16 protein-coding genes and 1 other RNA gene are annotated in these 16,691 nt (G+C 52.1%); 16 read left to right on the top strand and 1 reads right to left on the bottom strand.

The annotated features are described in order from the left end of the window. Positions 1 to 66: 66 nt before the first annotated feature. Positions 67 to 537 carry a DUF1934 domain-containing protein gene (locus J2T14_RS29460; protein WP_307476714.1) on the top strand — a complete coding sequence of 157 codons (471 nt, stop codon included), beginning with the start codon at positions 67 to 69 and terminating at the stop codon, positions 535 to 537. Then, complete coding sequence (gene argS, locus J2T14_RS29455) at positions 534 to 2,219, top strand: arginine--tRNA ligase (protein WP_307208413.1); 1,686 nt, start codon at positions 534 to 536, stop codon at positions 2,217 to 2,219. The genes J2T14_RS29460 and argS overlap by 4 nt, the downstream gene beginning before the upstream one ends. A gap of 29 nt (positions 2,220 to 2,248) precedes the next feature. Here argS and J2T14_RS29450 read toward each other — a convergent pair whose 3' ends face one another. Next, positions 2,249 to 3,385, bottom strand: a complete 1,137-nt coding sequence (locus J2T14_RS29450; RefSeq protein ID WP_307208414.1) for a S8 family peptidase — start codon at positions 3,383 to 3,385, stop codon at positions 2,249 to 2,251. A gap of 405 nt (positions 3,386 to 3,790) precedes the next feature. On the opposite strand from J2T14_RS29450, the gene rpoE reads away from it, so the two are divergent. The 14 genes from rpoE to J2T14_RS29380 all read left to right on the top strand — a co-directional run bounded on the left by rpoE (position 3,791) and on the right by J2T14_RS29380 (position 16,361). Beyond that, entirely contained in the window at positions 3,791 to 4,372 is a 582-nt protein-coding gene (gene rpoE, locus J2T14_RS29445; protein WP_307208415.1) for a DNA-directed RNA polymerase subunit delta, read from the top strand. A 405-nt stretch (positions 4,373 to 4,777) separates the two neighbouring features. Beyond that, positions 4,778 to 6,385 carry a CTP synthase gene (locus tag J2T14_RS29440; RefSeq protein WP_307208416.1) on the top strand — a complete coding sequence of 536 codons (1,608 nt, stop codon included), beginning with the start codon at positions 4,778 to 4,780 and terminating at the stop codon, positions 6,383 to 6,385. Positions 6,386 to 6,604: 219 nt separating this feature from the next. After that, on the top strand, positions 6,605 to 7,003 hold the full coding sequence (locus tag J2T14_RS29435) for a response regulator (protein ID WP_307208417.1): 399 nt from the start codon (positions 6,605 to 6,607) through the stop codon (positions 7,001 to 7,003). A 383-nt stretch (positions 7,004 to 7,386) separates the two neighbouring features. Next, the gene (locus tag J2T14_RS29430) at positions 7,387 to 8,655 is read left to right on the top strand and encodes a UDP-N-acetylglucosamine 1-carboxyvinyltransferase (protein ID WP_307476712.1); all 1,269 of its coding nucleotides are present in this window, start codon (positions 7,387 to 7,389) and stop codon (positions 8,653 to 8,655) included. A 94-nt stretch (positions 8,656 to 8,749) separates the two neighbouring features. Further along, complete coding sequence (gene rho / locus J2T14_RS29425) at positions 8,750 to 10,090, top strand: transcription termination factor Rho (RefSeq protein WP_307208419.1); 1,341 nt, start codon at positions 8,750 to 8,752, stop codon at positions 10,088 to 10,090. Between the two features lie 21 nt (positions 10,091 to 10,111). Next, the gene (locus tag J2T14_RS29420) at positions 10,112 to 11,365 is read left to right on the top strand and encodes a radical SAM protein (RefSeq protein WP_307476710.1); all 1,254 of its coding nucleotides are present in this window, start codon (positions 10,112 to 10,114) and stop codon (positions 11,363 to 11,365) included. Between the two features lie 175 nt (positions 11,366 to 11,540). Continuing rightward, the gene (gene rpmE / locus J2T14_RS29415) at positions 11,541 to 11,738 is read left to right on the top strand and encodes a 50S ribosomal protein L31 (RefSeq protein WP_307208422.1); all 198 of its coding nucleotides are present in this window, start codon (positions 11,541 to 11,543) and stop codon (positions 11,736 to 11,738) included. 81 nt (positions 11,739 to 11,819) lie between these two features. Beyond that, positions 11,820 to 12,230, top strand: a complete 411-nt coding sequence (locus J2T14_RS29410; protein WP_307476708.1) for a hypothetical protein — start codon at positions 11,820 to 11,822, stop codon at positions 12,228 to 12,230. Between the two features lie 88 nt (positions 12,231 to 12,318). Continuing rightward, an RNA gene (gene ffs / locus J2T14_RS29405) (signal recognition particle sRNA large type) lies at positions 12,319 to 12,586 on the top strand. Positions 12,587 to 12,845: 259 nt separating this feature from the next. Then, a complete protein-coding gene (gene dnaX / locus J2T14_RS29400) occupies positions 12,846 to 14,645 on the top strand; it encodes a DNA polymerase III subunit gamma/tau (protein WP_307476706.1) in 1,800 nt (599 codons plus the stop codon). A gap of 29 nt (positions 14,646 to 14,674) precedes the next feature. Then, the gene (locus J2T14_RS29395) at positions 14,675 to 14,986 is read left to right on the top strand and encodes a YbaB/EbfC family nucleoid-associated protein (protein WP_307208425.1); all 312 of its coding nucleotides are present in this window, start codon (positions 14,675 to 14,677) and stop codon (positions 14,984 to 14,986) included. A gap of 52 nt (positions 14,987 to 15,038) precedes the next feature. Continuing rightward, positions 15,039 to 15,638: a recombination mediator RecR gene (gene recR, locus J2T14_RS29390; protein ID WP_307476704.1), complete on the top strand. Its 600-nt coding sequence runs from the start codon at positions 15,039 to 15,041 to the stop codon at positions 15,636 to 15,638. A gap of 214 nt (positions 15,639 to 15,852) precedes the next feature. Continuing rightward, on the top strand, positions 15,853 to 16,098 hold the full coding sequence (locus J2T14_RS29385; protein ID WP_307208427.1) for a DUF2508 family protein: 246 nt from the start codon (positions 15,853 to 15,855) through the stop codon (positions 16,096 to 16,098). After that, the gene (locus J2T14_RS29380; protein ID WP_307208428.1) at positions 16,098 to 16,361 is read left to right on the top strand and encodes a pro-sigmaK processing inhibitor BofA family protein; all 264 of its coding nucleotides are present in this window, start codon (positions 16,098 to 16,100) and stop codon (positions 16,359 to 16,361) included. The genes J2T14_RS29385 and J2T14_RS29380 overlap by 1 nt, the downstream gene beginning before the upstream one ends. Positions 16,362 to 16,691 lie beyond the last annotated feature (330 nt).

Below are 16,691 nucleotides of genomic sequence, written 5' to 3'. Positions count from 1 at the left end.
ATAAATAGTCTTCCTGTATATAGTAGTTACATACGACTAGACTGATAACAGGAGCAAGCAGGCAAAATGGGAGACGGCAGAAAAGTAAGGATCACGCTGACCAGCGCGCAGGACGGAAGCTCGTTTGACCACAGCTATAGCGGAGAATGGTTCCGCAAGGAACGATCGATCTATATCCGGTATACGGAAGCGGCTGATAGCGACGACAAGGGTGCCGGGGAAGTGCGGACGCTTATTCGGTATAGACCGGAGGAGCTGTCGATCTTGCGTCGAGGCGCTGTCGAATCGGAGCAGCTATTTACGGCGGGGCAGCGGCGTATTGGCCGTTACAGGTCAGCGGCAATCGCCTTTGAGTTGGAGACGGATACCTCGAAGCTGGGCCTTATTGGCGCCGGCGGATCAGCGAGCGTGGACGAGCACGGATTGCCGTCGCAGTTGCCATTCACGCTGGAGTGGGCATACGAGATGCGTGTCAATGAACAATCATCGGGTCGATTCGATATTCGACTCTATATACAGGAGGATACCCATCAATGAAAGCGAATGTGCTGGAACAGATGTATGAGAAGGTAAAAACAGCGATTGCCGATGCGGCGGTAGCGGCAGGCTTAGCGGAAAGAGAGGAGCTTCCCGTAATCGTGCTCGAAGTGCCGAAGGACAAGTCCCACGGCGATCTGGCGACGAATGCGGCGATGCAGCTGACGAAGCTGGCGAAGAAGAACCCGCGCCAAATCGCCGAGGCGATTATCGCGAATCTCGATACGGAGAAATCGTCGATTCAATCGGCGGAAATTGCAGGTCCCGGCTTCATTAACTTCCGTATGGACAAAAGTTATCTGTATTCCGTCATTAACGACGTGCTGGAAGCGGGCGACGACTATGGCCGCACTTCCGACGGCGGGGGCCAGCGCATGCAGGTCGAATATGTAAGCGCGAATCCGACGGGCAGCCTGCATCTGGGCCACGCTCGCGGAGCGGCGGTTGGGGACGCGCTGTGCAACCTGCTCGACTTCGCCGGTTATGACGTTACGCGCGAGTACTATATTAACGATGCGGGCAAGCAAGTCGAGAATCTTGCCGTTTCTATAGAAGCGCGTTACCGCCAAGCGCTGGGCCAGTCGGCAGACATGCCGGAGGACGGCTACTACGGCGAGGATATTATCGGCTTCGCGAAGCTGCTGGTCGAGCAAGAAGGCGATCGTCTGCTCTCGTTGCCGGACGAAGAGCGGTTCACTTTCTTCCGCAGCTTCGGTCTTGAGCGCGAGCTTGATAAGATTAAGCGCGACCTCGGCCGTTTCCGCGTCGGCTTCGACGTCTGGTATAGCGAGACCTCGCTCTATGAGAGCGGACAAGTCGAGCAAGGCTTGGCGGCGCTTAAGGCTTCCGGCCACGTCTATGAAGAGGAAGGCGCAACATGGCTGTCCACGATGCCTTTCGGCGACGACAAAAACCGCGTTCTCGTCAAAAATGACGGTTCGTACACGTATTTGACGCCGGACATCGCCTACCACCGCGACAAATACGGCCGCGGCTTCGATCGGATGATCAATATCTGGGGTGCCGATCACCATGGCTATATCCCGCGCGTGAAGGCGGCTATGGCTGCGCTAGGCAACGATCCGGGCAAGCTGACGGTATTGATCGCACAGATGGTCAGCCTGTTCCAGAACGGCGAGAAAATGAAAATGTCGAAGCGGACCGGCAAAGCGGTAACAATGGAAGATTTGATGGACGAGGTTGGCGTGGATGCGATCCGTTACTTCTTCACGATGCGCAGCATGGATTCGCATCTGGATTTCGATATGGATCTGGCGATCTCGACTTCGAACGAGAACCCGGTTTTCTACGTGCAATATGCGCATGCCCGCATCTGCAGCATCTTCCGCCAGGCGGAAGAGCAGGGCATTGCAAGCGGCGCTGTCGACGCGGGCAAGCTGAACTTCGCCAAGCTGAGCGCCGAGACGGAGTTCGATCTGCTGCGCAAGCTCGGCGAGTTGCCGCAGGAGATTACGGAAGCGGCTGCGCAATACGCGCCGCACCGGTTGATTCGCTATGTATACGAGCTGGCATCGCAATTCCATAGCTACTATAAAGCGGAGCGGGTCATTACGGATGACGCGGAGCAGTCGGTCGCCCGTCTGGCGCTGCTCGGCGCCGTTCGCATCGCGCTCGCGAACGTGCTTCGCCTTGTCGGCGTATCCGCTCCCGAGCGGATGTAGACCCGTCTAATTTAAAGGAAGCCGTAGAGTTAAGATTTCTCTACGGCCTGCAGGATACGCATCACATCGAGCTCGCCGATTGTCCGGCGGGCTTTGCTGCCTCTTAAGGGCTGTACGGAGCGCTTGATGATGGCTTTAATCTCGGTAGGCGAGAGGCCCGGCTTTAATGCGAGCAGCAAGGCGATTGCCCCGCTTACATGCGAGGTAGCCATCGATGTGCCGCTCATTTCATTATATTTGCCCTTCAGCCATGTCGAGACGATCTTCTCGCCGGGCGCGTAGACGTCGATGTAGGCGCCGCGGTTGCTGAAGGGAGCGATGCGGCGAAGCTTGTTCGTCGCGCCGACGGCAATGGTCTGCGGGTAGCGGGCGGGGTAATCGACCGAGCGCCGCTTGCCGTCGTTGCCGGAGGAGGCAACGATAATGACGCCCGCATTGTGCGCGTTGACGACCGCGCCAAGCAGCGCCTTGCTTCGCGTCTTCATGCCGAAGCTCATATTGATAACATCCATGCGGTTGCGAACGCACCAATCGATGCCGAGTATAATATCCGATACGAATGCGCTCCCATTGTGGTCGAAGGCTTTAACGGGGGAGATTAAGGCGCGCGGCGCAACGCCGATCATGCCTTGAAGCTGGTTGGCGGCCGCAATCGTACCCGCGATATGCGTCCCGTGTCCGTTGTCGTCATGCGGCAGCATACTCCGGTTAAGCAGATTGATTCCGCGTGACAACGATTGCTTCAGGTCGGGATGGTTGAAGTCGATGCCGGTATCGATGACGCCGATCTTCACCTTATGGCCGGTCGTCGCCCCCCATGCCTGCGGAGCTTTTATTTGCTGAACGCCCCAAGGTATTCCCTTCTCCATGGAAATCGACTTTTGAGCCGGAGCAGCATGAACGCTAATTTTACAATCCTTCTCGATCCAGACTCGGCCCGCGAACTGCTCCAGCGTCTCAACGGCTGGAAGCGTGCAGGAGAGGCCGCGGATAATGGATATTTGTTTCACCTGCTTGAGCGGCGAATCAGATGGAATTTCGGATAACTGTTGCAGGAAGCGTCGGTAGTCGCTAACATGCTGGAAGCGAACAATGCGCTTTGTTGCGGTGGGATCTGCGCAAGCCATCGTGTCTTGCAACGAGCGGATAAATGCGGCGGTGTCCAAATTTGGCTTCCCTCCCGACGGACGATGCTGAGGTATTGTATGAACAATCGCATCCTTCGGCATGAGCAACTTGCCCTTTTTATCAGAATTAGGCGAGAAACCGTGTCAAAAACCGTCGCTGGACATAGGATGAACTAAGAGTTCTTTGGGGCTCTTACGTCCCCGTTATGCAGGGCATACGGTGTCGGATGGATACAGTCGGAGCGAAGGGAGCAATCCCTTCGCTTTTTGCATGAAGGTCCAAGCTGTAGGCTGTTTTACGTCCGCGAGAAGGCTGCTGCCGGTTGGGCTATATGCTCCGGCTCCGTGCCGCTTGCTTTTTTGGACGAAATAGGTTTTACTATACTGTGATAAGCGAGCAATGAATAAGTACATAAATAGATTGGCAAGAGAGGATGTGTCCATATGAGCAGCAGCAATTTTACGTTAAAGCTGGATCCTGAACGAATGAAGGAAATGCCTATGGTCGATTTGGCGTTCGAAGTTCTGAAAGCAGCGAATACGCCTTACTATTATCGTGATCTCATGATGGAGATCGCTAAAATACGCGGTCTATCCGCGGAAGGTATCAACCAATTCATCGCACAGGTGTACACGGAGATTAATATTGACGGCCGTTTCGCTTGCGTCGGCAGCAATATGTGGGGACTGAAGCGCTGGTATCCGGTTGAGCGTTCCGAAGATCCGGTGGGCAATGCGAAGCGTACTCGTATCATTAATGATGACGACGACGATGATGACGATCTGTTCGCCGACGAGGAAGAGGATACCTACGCAGCGGAAGAAGAAGATTACGATGTATTTGACGAAGACCGCGAAGACTTCGAAGAGGCGGAAGCCGAAGAGGAAATTGACGAGGAAGTCGTTATCGACGATGAAGAAATCGACGAGGAAGAGGTTGAAGGCGAGCTGGATGCAGACGCCGAAGCCGAATCGGATGATGAAGAAGAGGATCTTGAAGAAGAAGACGAGGAAAACGACAAGTAACGATTCCTGCACGTTTGCTTTCGTCATTGGTCCTGACTCCATCCACTGCGTTTGAATGCTAAGAAAGAGGAGATTTATCTCTTTTATGGCTTAGAATTGTATACGAAACGTTAGATGTTGCCAGGAAAGGCCAGCAACATCCGTTTACGCTTGACAGCGCCCGTCAGGGCAGAGTAAACTATTGCATGGGCTTAAGATTCGGTTAACAAATAACGCATATTTATATGCCAATTGGAAAAAGTGCCCCGTGGCTACGGGTGTCACTTTTTTTGTTTGTGAGGGATGCGTCGGCAGGATATATTCCCACAAACTGGATGGACGGGCGGAAGGTATCCGCATCCATGTTTATCGAGTAAATGGGCAAACCTAAACATTAACCATAGGAGCTTGGAGGGTATCATCACAGTGACCAAATATATATTTGTAACCGGCGGCGTAGTTTCGTCCCTGGGCAAAGGCATTACCGCAGCTTCGCTCGGTCGTTTGCTGAAGAACAGGGGACTCAAAGTAACGATTCAGAAGTTCGACCCTTATATTAACGTTGACCCGGGAACGATGAGTCCCTATCAGCACGGCGAAGTGTTCGTCACCGACGATGGCGCGGAAACGGACCTCGACCTTGGGCATTATGAACGTTTTATAGACATTAACCTATCCAAGAACAACAACGTGACGACAGGCAAAATTTATTCCAACGTCATTACTAAAGAGCGTCGCGGCGATTATCTAGGCGGCACGGTTCAAGTTATTCCGCATATTACTAACGAAATTAAGGACCGCGTATTCCGTGCAGGCAAGGAAGCGGGTTCGGACGTCGTTATTACGGAGATCGGCGGAACGGTTGGCGATATCGAGAGCTTGCCTTTCCTTGAAGCCATTCGCCAGATCAAGAGCGACATCGGTCGCGACAACGTGATGTACATCCATGTTACGCTTATACCTTACATTAAGGCTGCAGGCGAAGTGAAAACCAAGCCTACTCAACATAGCGTGAAAGAGCTGCGCAGCATCGGCATTCAGCCGAACGTCATCGTATGCCGTACGGAATATCCGCTTGCCGAAGATTTGAAGCGCAAGATCGGCCTGTTCTGCGATATCGATGCGAATGCGGTCGTAGAGTGCCTCGACGCATCGACGCTATACGAAGTACCATTAATGCTTCGCGAGCAAGGTCTTGACGATATCGTCGTCAACCACCTGAAGCTGACTACGAATCAACCGGACATGACGGAATGGGAAAGTCTTGTTAAGCGCGTGAAGTCGCTTGAGAAGACGACCGAGATCGCCATTGTCGGCAAATACGTAGCGCTCCATGACGCTTACCTAAGTATCGTGGAATCGCTTGGCCATGCCGGCATTGACGCGAACTCCGAAGTGAAGCTTCGCTGGGTCAATGCAGAAGAGCTTACGGATCAAAACGTGGCGGACAAGCTGCAAGGCGTCCACGGTATTCTTGTACCTGGCGGCTTCGGCGATCGCGGCATCGAGGGCAAAATTTCGGCTATCCGTTATGCTCGCGAGAAAGGCGTTCCGTTCTTCGGCATTTGCCTTGGCATGCAGGTTGCCGTTATTGAGTACGCGCGCAATGTCGTTGGGCTTGCTAACGCGAACAGCTCCGAAATTAATCCGTCGACGCCTTATCCGGTTATCGATCTGCTTCCCGATCAGAAGGACATTGAAGATATGGGCGGCACGATGCGCCTTGGTCTGTATCCGTGCAAAGTTGTTCCTGGCTCGCTTGCGGAAGAAGCATACAAGGATGAGCTTGTTTACGAGCGTCACCGTCATCGGTACGAATTCAACAATGAATATCGCGAGCGCATTGAATCGGCTGGCTTGCGCATCTCCGGCACGTCGCCGGACGGCCGTCTCGTCGAGATGGTTGAGATGTCTGACCACCCATGGTTCTTGGCTGTTCAATTCCATCCGGAATTCACGTCCAGACCGAACCGTCCACAGCCGTTGTTCCGTGGATTCGTATACGCAGCGCTTAAATATTCCGAGCAAAAATAAACGAGAAGCGACTTTGCCGTTCTTTGACGACAAGGTCGTTTTTTGCGTCTAATTCTCCTCATATGCATCCCGCGACTACCGGATGCCGCATCTTTTTCCATCATCCTACAAGTTTTTCTAGACGAGAGAAGGATTATTTACCCACTTCATCGAATATATTAGCGATTATGGAAGAGTTGGCCATTAATGGCTAAGCTCAGTTGCGGGGGGTAATAAGCGTTGGAGAAGAAGAAGGTATTGATCGTCGATGATCAGAACGGTATCCGAATATTGCTGATGGAAGTGTTCAGCAGCGAAGGATACGATACGTTTCAGGCGTCTAACGGCAAGCTGGCTTTAGAAATCGTAAAGCAAGAAGCTCCCGACCTCGTATTGCTGGACATGAAGATTCCAGGCATGGACGGATTGGAAATCTTGAAGCATGTGAAGACGATTAACCGCGATATTAAAGTTATTATGATGACGGCTTACGGCGAGCTCGACATGATTAAGGAAGCGACAGATCTCGGCGCTTTGATGCATTTCACGAAGCCGTTCGACATCGATGAGATGCGGATTGCGGTCAATGCAGAGCTTCAAGGCGGCAGCTCCTCCAGCCGTTTCGCTATCGGGTCTTAGATAGTTTTACGAACGGCATTGTCGCTTGCTAGCGGCGATGCCGTTTTTTTAGATTTCTAATAATGATAAGTTTCCCCTTTTAAATAGGGATATAAGCCTTTCCTAAAAGGCGGACGCCCTTTCCCGAATGGCTCCGGCAGGAGTTTTTCTCACTATTCCGAATCGCATTATGGTATAATGGCTCAGAATGACGCTTGGAAGCGCGCGTGAAGCTTATGTATATCACGCTGACTGTTCGCTAGAATAGCAGTATTCAAGCTCAAGCCGTTAAGTTAAGGCGGCAGCCAAGCGTAAAATACGGAGCATAGGACGACATTCCGCCTTATTGATGTTCGGCGGTTTTCCTTTGTTCTCTTCCAATCCACGGGAGGATTAATATATTGATGGAGAAATTGATGATACGCGGTGGACAGCCGCTGCGGGGCACCGTACAGATTAGCGGGGCGAAGAACAGCGCCGTTGCGCTGGTGCCGGCATCTATACTTGCAGAGACCGAGGTTGTACTTGATAATTTGCCGCTTATAAGCGACGTTGCTGTATACAGTGAGATTTTGCAAGAACTTGGGGCAGTCGTTTCGCGCGATAATGACATGATGCGAATCGACCCTACCCATCTAATGTCGAAGCCGATGCCCAACGGCAAGGTGAAGCTGCTTCGTGCGTCGTACTATTTGATGGGCGCAATGCTGGGCCGGTTCGGCGAGGCGACGATCGGCTTGCCGGGAGGCTGCAACTTCGAGCCAAGACCGATCGATCAGCACATCAAAGGCTTCGAAGCGCTTGGAGCGACGGTAACCAACGACCATGGCTCTATCCGAATTTCAGCCAAGGAGCTGCGCGGTGCTAAGATTTATTTGGACGTTGCGAGCGTTGGGGCGACGATCAATATTATGCTCGCGGCATCGCGGGCCAAAGGATTAACCATTATCGAAAATGCAGCCAAAGAGCCGGAAATTATCGACGTGGCTACCCTTCTGAGCGCCATGGGCGCAAAGATCAAAGGTGCAGGAACGGAAACGATTCGGATCGAAGGAGTCGACAGCCTGCACGGCTGCCGCCATTCCATTATTCCCGATCGAATCCAAGCCGGAACGTATATGATAGCCGCCGCCGCGACACGCGGGGACGTGTTGATCGACAATGTAATTCCTAAGCATCTCGAAGCGATGACGGCCAAGCTTGAAGAGATGGGCGTTCAAGTGCATGAGATGGATGAATCGATTCGCATTGTCGGAACGTCTCAATATTCGTCTATCGACGTGAAGGCGCTTGTCTATCCGGGCTTCCCGACGGACTTGCAGTCTCCGATGACAACGCTGTTGACGCAAGCCAATGGGGTTAGCATTCTAACGGACTATGTATACGGTACGCGCTTCAAGCATGTCCCTGAACTCACTCGCATGGGCGCTAACATCCGGGTTGAAGGACGTTCGGCCGTTATTGAAGGCGGCAAGCTGAACGCTGCGAAGGTAAAGGCTGCGGATTTGCGCGCAGGTGCGGCGCTCGTTGTGGCGGCATTGACTGTCGAGGACGGCATTACCGAAATCTCCGGTGTGGAGTATATCGATCGCGGCTATGATAATCTAGTGGAAAATCTAAGGCGACTAGGCGCAGACGTATGGCGTGAGCAAGATACCTCGGCAGACGATTAGCAGAAGTGGGGGCGTCGTGGAATAGAGGGCGCCCGATTCGGCAATGATGGATAATCAAGCAATTATAATGAAAACTGAATAGAGTGGTGAGAACATGACAGACCTTCAGATCGCGGATCTGGAAGAGATGAAGCTGACCGACCTGTACAAACTAGCGAAGCAATACCAGATCGCTTATTATGGCCAGCTTAAGAAGAAGGAACTTATTTTTGCAATATTGCGCGCGCAAGCCGAAAAAAGCGGACTTATGTTTATGGAAGGCGTACTGGACATTTTATCGGAGGGCTTCGGTTTCCTGCGTCCTATCAACTACTTGCCGAGCAAAGAGGATATCTATATTTCCGCCTCTCAAATTCGTAGATTCGATCTGCGTAACGGCGATCTCGTCTCCGGCAAATGCCGTCCTCCTAAAGAAAACGAACGTTATTTCGGCCTGCTGCAGGTCAACGCCGTTAACGGCGAGAACCCTGATACGGCAGCCGAGCGACTGCACTTCCCGGCCCTTACCCCTCTTTATCCCGATAAGAAGCTTGTGTTAGAGACAGCGCAATCCAAGCTGTCTACGCGTATGATGGATTTGCTGGCCCCAGTCGGACTTGGCCAGCGCGGACTTATCGTAGCGCCGCCTAAGACAGGCAAGACGCTGTTGCTCAAGGAAATTGCGCACAGTATTACGGAGAACCGCCCCGACATAGAGCTGTTCGTTCTGTTGATCGACGAACGACCGGAGGAAGTAACGGATATGCAGCGTTCTGTGAAGGGAGAGGTTGTGGCGTCGACATTCGACGAGCTTCCCGAGAACCATATCAAGGTAGCGGAGCTTGTGCTTGAGCGCGCGCTGCGACTTGTGGAGCATAAGAAGGATGTCGTGATCCTGATGGACAGCATTACTCGTCTGGCTAGGGCGTACAACCTCGTTATTCCTCCTTCGGGCCGTACGCTTAGCGGCGGTATTGACCCTGCCGCATTCCATCGTCCGAAACGTTTCTTCGGATCGGCGCGCAATATCGAGGAGGGCGGAAGCCTGACGATACTGGCGACCGCGCTCATTGAGACAGGCTCGCGTATGGATGATATTATTTATGAAGAATTTAAAGGTACGGGCAATATGGAGCTTCATCTCGACCGCAAGCTATCGGAGCGCCGTATTTTCCCTGCCCTCGATATACGCAGATCGGGCACGCGCCGCGAGGAAATGCTGCTCACCAAGGAAGAGCTTGAGAAAGTATGGGCGATTCGCCGCACGATGAACGACTCTATGGAATATGTGGACAGCTTCCTGAAGAAGCTGGCCGACAGCAAGAACAATGAGCAGTTCCTTATGTCGCTTGATACATCGGCGGATGCCAAACCGGAACGCCCAAGCATAAAAAGCGGCAGTACGTCGACTACCGGCCGGCGCCCAGCGCCAAGAACGACGACGCACGGATCGTAAGGCCGCAGGAAGGAGAACATCATGAATCTCGTATATGCGGATGAACACGGAAATGTATTCGATCACCCCGAATTTATCGGGCTTGGCCGCAGCGGCGATATGATCGTCGAAATTATGGAAGAGGAGCTCATTCCGCTTCCTAACGGAGCCACGCTCGTGAGCCTCCCTTTCACGAAGCCGGTCGGTCTTAACCCGAGCAACGGCCAGATGCAGGCGATGCCTGATGGCGCGCACGCTGTCGGCGCATTGCTGCCGCAAGGCTTCACAAGACTTTGCTTGCCGGGTTACGTGAAAGCCGACAAGAATGAGAAGCTGCCCTTGTTCGGCTATACCGCGGTCGTATGGAAGGACGGCCAGTTCTTCGTAACGGCGGAGCAATGCGACGATCCGGAGAGATGGGATCCGCTTAATTGCGATCGCGACGAGCTGGGCATACAAGTGGACCGAATTTTGAACAAATATCCGGAAAACCGGTTGTATAAACATCTGTCCAACTGCGCGCTAGGTTATGAATGCCTGACGTCCTCGAACACGTTCCTCGGAAGATGGGAAGGCGCCGTGCCTGTATCGTATTCCTGCAACGCCGGATGCTTCGGCTGCATTTCCGAGCAGCCGGACGACAGCGGCTTCGTTGCTCCGCAAACGCGGATGAACTTCAAGCCGACCGTCGACGAGGTTGTCGAGGTAATGCTGGAGCATCTGCGTACGCCGGATGCGATTATTAGCTTCGGACAAGGCTGCGAAGGCGAGCCGTCGACGCAAGCGCGCATTATCGTCGAAGCGATGAACCGCGTCCGCAGCCAGACCTCGAACGGCTACATCAACATTAACACGAATGCCGGATTAACCGACTTTATGCGTGCGATTGTCGATGCCGGTCTTGATTTGATGCGGGTCAGCACGATTAGCGCGCTGGACGAGCATTACAACGCGTATTACAAGCCGCGCGGTTACACGCTTCAGAATGTGGAGAAGTCGCTAAAGTACGCAACCGACAAAGGCGTATATACTTCCATTAACTACTTGATCTTCCCTGGCGTTACGGATCGCGAGGAAGAGATCGAGGCGATGATCGGCTTCGCGAAGCGGACCGGTCTTAAGCTTATTCAAATGCGCAATCTTAATATCGACCCCGAGAGCTATCTGTCGATTATTCCGAAGGCGCAGGGCGAAATCTACGGCATGAAGCAAATGCTGGAGATCTTCCGCGAGGAGTTGCCGGATGTCGTCATCGGATCGTATACGCATATACCGCCGGCAGTGCTCCGTCGCTAATCGTTTTATACTATTGCAGGCGGATGGCTTGGGATCGGAGACGGAAACGTCTGCCAGATCCCGCAATATGCCTGATTACGCTTATTGCAACTCAAAATCAGTTCGTGCTATAATCCTTCATGTGTGATTATACTCTGGGCTCGCATGTAGCTCAGGGCGGAAAGAGGTGAACGAGATGAAACCAGCTATTCATCCGACATACCACGTCGTTACAGCAACTTGCGCTTGCGGCAACACTTTCGAGACAGGATCGATCAAATCGACCCTTCGCGTTGAGGTTTGCTCCGCATGCCACCCGTTCTTTACGGGTAAGCAGAAGTTCCTGGATGCCGGCGGTCGCGTCGACCGTTTCAAGAAGAAATACGGCATTTAATTGTCCGAATCATTCGGCCAATATTTGGCAGAATACAAGAGCCTCCCTCAGCCATCCTATGGTTAAAGGGAGGTTTTTTGATTGCAAAAAAATAACTCGACTCATTATAACCGGCAACGCATAGCGTTTGTCATGGCAGCGATTGCCGCAATTGCGGTTTTCGCAGGGGGCTGCGGCAACCAAACCTCCGACCATATGAAGACGTACGGTCATGATGGATATATGGGCTACACCAACACTAATCCGAACTTGCCGAATCGGTTCGGTACGCTTAATTACAACGTAGACGGGAACTTGATCGAACAGGTGTTGAAGCCGATAGACGGCATTGAACAGACGCAAGTTATTTTCAACGGCACTACGGTGCACGTGAATTTGAACGTTAACAATAAGATGTCCGATTCCGAGGTGGCCAAGCTGCGCGAGAAGGCGCAGTCGGTCGTTCAATATAATATGCCAAGATACAACGTGCATGTTGAGGTTAGACGATAGTCATTCATCGTGTCTTATCGATGATGTCCATAAATTAACGGACAACCTCGGTTGCGCTTTAGTACGGAATCGGCTATACTTATTTTTGCCGTGCTAGACGGGGAGGTAGCGGTGCCCTGTAACTCGCAATCCGCTGTAGCGAGGTTGAATTCCTGCTCGAGGTTATGTCGATATGGGGTTTGGCACTTGCGAGCAGTGTTGACAGTCGGGTCCTCCGCAATGAACGCTTATGAACCCGGTCAGGTCCGGAAGGAAGCAGCCGTAAGTAAGTTAGTCCATGTGCCGGGGGAGTGCCTGGCTCGAGCTGTAGTGCAAGGATGCCGCCTGGGTCGCATCTATCGAAGGCAGGTGCACGGTACTACGATATATCATGCATGCAATAGCCAATATTACAAATAACATCTTCGATCGAAGCCCGATCTCAAGTCGGCGCAAGCGGCCGCAGATGTTTTTTTGGTTTAAGGACAGCGCTATGATTCTAGCAACTTCATGTAGGATTTCAGCTTCGCCGTCATGGCCTGGAGATAGCCCTTTGAGCCGGCTTCATGTATAATAGAGGCAATTGGGTCTAGAGCTGGCTCGGAATTTATATGTACACCGAAAGGAAAGGTCTGCGTGTCACATATCGCATTATATCGTGCCTGGCGTCCGCAGACGTTTCAGGACATGGTCGGACAACGGCATATTATTCAAACACTCCAGAATGCGATCAAGGAGCAGCGCGTATCGCACGCTTATTTGTTTAACGGCCCGCGGGGGACAGGTAAGACGACTGCCGCGAAGGTGTTGGCGAAAGCGGTTAACTGCGAACGAGGTCCTGCTATTGAACCATGCAACGAGTGCAATGCTTGTCGGGGAATAACGGCTGGACATATTATGGATGTCGTCGAGATCGACGCTGCGTCCAACCGCGGGATCGATGAGATTAGGGATATTCGCGACAAGGTGCGCTATGCGCCGTCGGATGTCCGTTACAAAGTTTATATTATAGATGAAGTACACATGCTTACAACGGAAGCATTCAATGCGCTGCTTAAGACTTTGGAGGAGCCTCCTGGCCATGTTATTTTTATATTGGCGACGACAGAGCCTCATAAGTTGCCGGCAACGATTATATCGCGATGCCAACGGTTTGACTTCCGTCAAGTATCGCTTGAGGAACAGACGGAACGGTTGGTGCAAATTTGCCGCGAAGAAGGGATTCAAGCCGAAGAAGACGCCATCTCGTATATCGCACGCCTCTCAGAGGGCGGGATGCGTGACGCGATAAGCTTGCTTGAACAAGTAGCGGCGTTTGGCGATTCCCATATTACGCTTGCTGCGGCGATCGATGTGACGGGCGGTATGGCAGCCGATCAATTCTACGAGCTGGCCGACGCCGTCAAAGACCGGAACGTAGCCAGAATCATGCCGCTTGTAGAAAGTTTGATGCAAGCGGGCAAGAGCGCGGATAAATGCTTGGAGAACTTGATTTACTATTTCCGCGACTTGCTTGTGCTTAAGCTCGCGCCGCAAGGAGGAGCCGTTACGGAACGGGTCGTCGACACGGAACGATTCCGATTGATGGCTGAAGCTTACAGCTCTCAGAGGTTATTCGCGATGATCGATACGCTCAACAAGTATCAGGTCGAGCTCAAGCATGCTTCACAGCCGCAGACCTTATTCGAAGTGGCGCTCATGAAGTTATGCACGCTTGATGAGGGCCTAGTAGCGGGCGGCGAAACGCGGCAAGGTGCAATTTCCGGTTCCACTGTTGCGCCCTCAGCGGAAGTTAACCGGTTGCGGCAGCAGGTCGAGGCGCTTGAGCGCAAGCTGGAGCAGGCGCTTCAGAACGGCATAGCCGCATCCGCCGCTGGCGGTGATTCGGGCGGACGGCAAGCGGCACCTGCGGTACGAAGCGGCGGAGGCGGCACGCGAGGCGGAAGCTTCGGCGGCAGTTCTGGCGGTATTGTCCGTTCAGCCGTGAAGCTGGATCGCTACTTGGCGGCTGCGGGCAACGATGATTTCAATCAAATTCGCATGAAATGGAGCGCAGTGCTTCAGCGTGTGAAGGAGACGAAGATCACGGTGCATGCTTGGTTGACTGACGGCGAGCCGGTTGCGGTCGCTGACGATACGCTCTTGATTGCATTCAAGAACACGATGCATAGAGAGACGACCGAGAAGCAAGCGCATCGCGACATCATCGAACAAATACTGCGTGAATTAATGGGCAAGCCGCTTCAATTCGTGACATGCATGATGAAAGATTGGCAAGCAGCTACTGCCGACGGGGGTGGCTCGAAGCAGGGCGAGACGCTTCAACTCGAGCCCGAGCAAGGAGATGGTCCTGCGGGGGCGCAGCGGCCTGAGTGGGTCGAAGAAGCTGTAAGGTTGTTTGGCGAGGATTTGGTTGTCGTGAAAGAGAACAATTAAACTTAATTCTAATGATGAGGTGATTAGGAATGAACAATATGAACCAAATGATGAAGCAAGTGAAGAAGATGCAGGATCAAATGATGAAGGCGCAAGAGGAGCTTGAAACGAAGACGCTGGAAGGAACGGCAGGCGGCGGCGTTGTTACGGTCGTTGCGAATGGCCATAAGAAAATTTTGAGCATTACGATCAAGCCCGAGGCTGTAGATCCGGAAGATGTGGAAATGCTGCAAGATCTCGTATTGACGGCAGTTAACGACGTGCTTACTAAAGTAGACGAGCTTGCGAACAAAGACATGGGCAAATTTACCGGCGGTATGAAAATCCCTGGCTTGTTCTAGGAAGCTCGAAGTCGCACATAGCCGTTAACGCTTGAAAGGAGCTGTACCTTCTTTGTTTTACCCTGAGCCGATAGCGAAATTAATTGATGCTTTTACCCGTTTGCCGGGAATCGGTCCTAAGACAGCCGCCCGTCTAGCGTTTCATGTGCTTCGAATGAAGGAAGACGATGTAATTGATTTTGCGAAGGCGCTCGTAAGCGTGAAGCGCAACTTGTTCTATTGTTCGGTCTGCTGCAACATTACGGATACCGACCCATGCAAAATATGCCAAGACAAGTCTCGCGATCAATCGGTCATATGCGTTGTGCAGGATTCCAAGGATCTTGTTGCGATCGAGAGAATGAAGGATTACCAGGGGCAATATCATGTGCTGCAAGGCGCGATATCGCCTATGGAGGGGATCGGTCCGGAAGAGATCAAGATTGCCGAGCTTCTTAGGAGACTGAGCGATGAACAGGTGCAGGAGCTTATTCTGGCTACGAATCCGAACATCGAGGGCGAAGCGACGGCGATGTACTTATCAAGGCTCGTAAGGCCGTTCGGCATTAAAGTGACACGCATAGCTCATGGCTTGCCGGTTGGCGGCGATCTGGAGTATGCGGATGAAGTGACATTATCCAAAGCGATAGAAGGCCGGCGCGAGTTGAGCTAGGCTACTGCAATAGAAGACTGCTTCAAGGAATTCCTTGAGTGGTCTTTTTTTATTGCAAATAACGAAACCTATGTCCTCATACGGTCAATATCAATTAAGGAATTTCCTTACTGCTATGTCATTTCATTTTCGCTTTAGTTCTATTCCGGTATACAAGCCTAATACAAATAGGAGAGGGTGGATGAAGCAATAGGACAAGCGGGAGGGGTTTGAAGTGACATTAGAACGACCGGCGACACATCTAAGCGACCAGGAATGGAGAGAGAGATTGCGTAAGGAGATAAAAGAAGCGCATAGGGATTGGGTAAATGCGAATCGTTTCTTCGAATACGCTTTAGGCCAAGACCAAGTGGATTATGCGATCTATGCGATCATTACGGCTGAGAAGAGATACGAAATGCTGCTTAGGCTTGCAAAAAGGACATGCAATCATTGGCCACAATGGGGAGGCGTTATGTAATGAAAACGATCTGGTTAGCCATATTCATTGTATCATCTCTATTGCTTATCGCTGTATTGCTGCGCAACCGTCTGCCATGGGGATGGTTGAGAGGGTTCGGCTTGCACTTGGTACTTGCGGCAGCATTGCTCTACGTGCTTAATGCAACGGAGCTTATCCCGGGCCTGCATGTTCCGCTGAATCCCATTACGATCGGGACGATTGTCGTGCTTGGCGTGCCGGGAGTAGCGCTAATCGTGGGTTTGCAATGGGTCGTCGTGTGAGGCATACATAAAGTTTAAGTAAAAGGTTGACGCCGTCTAATGATCTATGCTACATTATATCTCGCGCCTAGAGGCTGTATCAAAGGATGCCAAGAAAACTTTTTAAAAAAAGTGCTTGCATCAAACTAGGCGGATGTGATATATTATAAAAGTCGCCGCTGAGACAAACGGCCGACACGAAAGAAAGACAAATGATTGTTCTTTGAAAACTGAACAACGAGCGAAACTGCCAGTATATGAAGCTTCGGCTTCATTACTAAAGCAATAAAATGTTTTTGAGCAAGTCAAACACCATTATGGAGAGTTTGATCCTGGCTCAGGACGAACGCT

The organism is Paenibacillus harenae, from assembly GCF_030812415.1.
Classification (GTDB): Bacteria; Bacillota; Bacilli; order Paenibacillales; family Paenibacillaceae; genus Pristimantibacillus; species Pristimantibacillus harenae_A.
This window is presented reverse-complemented; position numbering and strand designations above follow the sequence as displayed.

Bases quoted from the DNA above. Each gene is read 5' to 3' on its own strand.
- J2T14_RS29460 (WP_307476714.1), top strand. From the start codon at position 67: ATGGGAGACGGCAGAAAAGTAAGGATCACGCTGACCAGCGCGCAGGAC.
- argS (WP_307208413.1), top strand. From the start codon at position 534: ATGAAAGCGAATGTGCTGGAACAGATGTATGAGAAGGTAAAAACAGCG.
- rpoE (WP_307208415.1), top strand. From the start codon at position 3,791: ATGAGCAGCAGCAATTTTACGTTAAAGCTGGATCCTGAACGAATGAAG.
- J2T14_RS29430 (WP_307476712.1), top strand. From the start codon at position 7,387: ATGGAGAAATTGATGATACGCGGTGGACAGCCGCTGCGGGGCACCGTA.
- rho (WP_307208419.1), top strand. From the start codon at position 8,750: ATGACAGACCTTCAGATCGCGGATCTGGAAGAGATGAAGCTGACCGAC.
- J2T14_RS29420 (WP_307476710.1), top strand. From the start codon at position 10,112: ATGAATCTCGTATATGCGGATGAACACGGAAATGTATTCGATCACCCC.
- rpmE (WP_307208422.1), top strand. From the start codon at position 11,541: ATGAAACCAGCTATTCATCCGACATACCACGTCGTTACAGCAACTTGC.
- J2T14_RS29395 (WP_307208425.1), top strand. From the start codon at position 14,675: ATGAACAATATGAACCAAATGATGAAGCAAGTGAAGAAGATGCAGGAT.
- J2T14_RS29380 (WP_307208428.1), top strand. From the start codon at position 16,098: ATGAAAACGATCTGGTTAGCCATATTCATTGTATCATCTCTATTGCTT.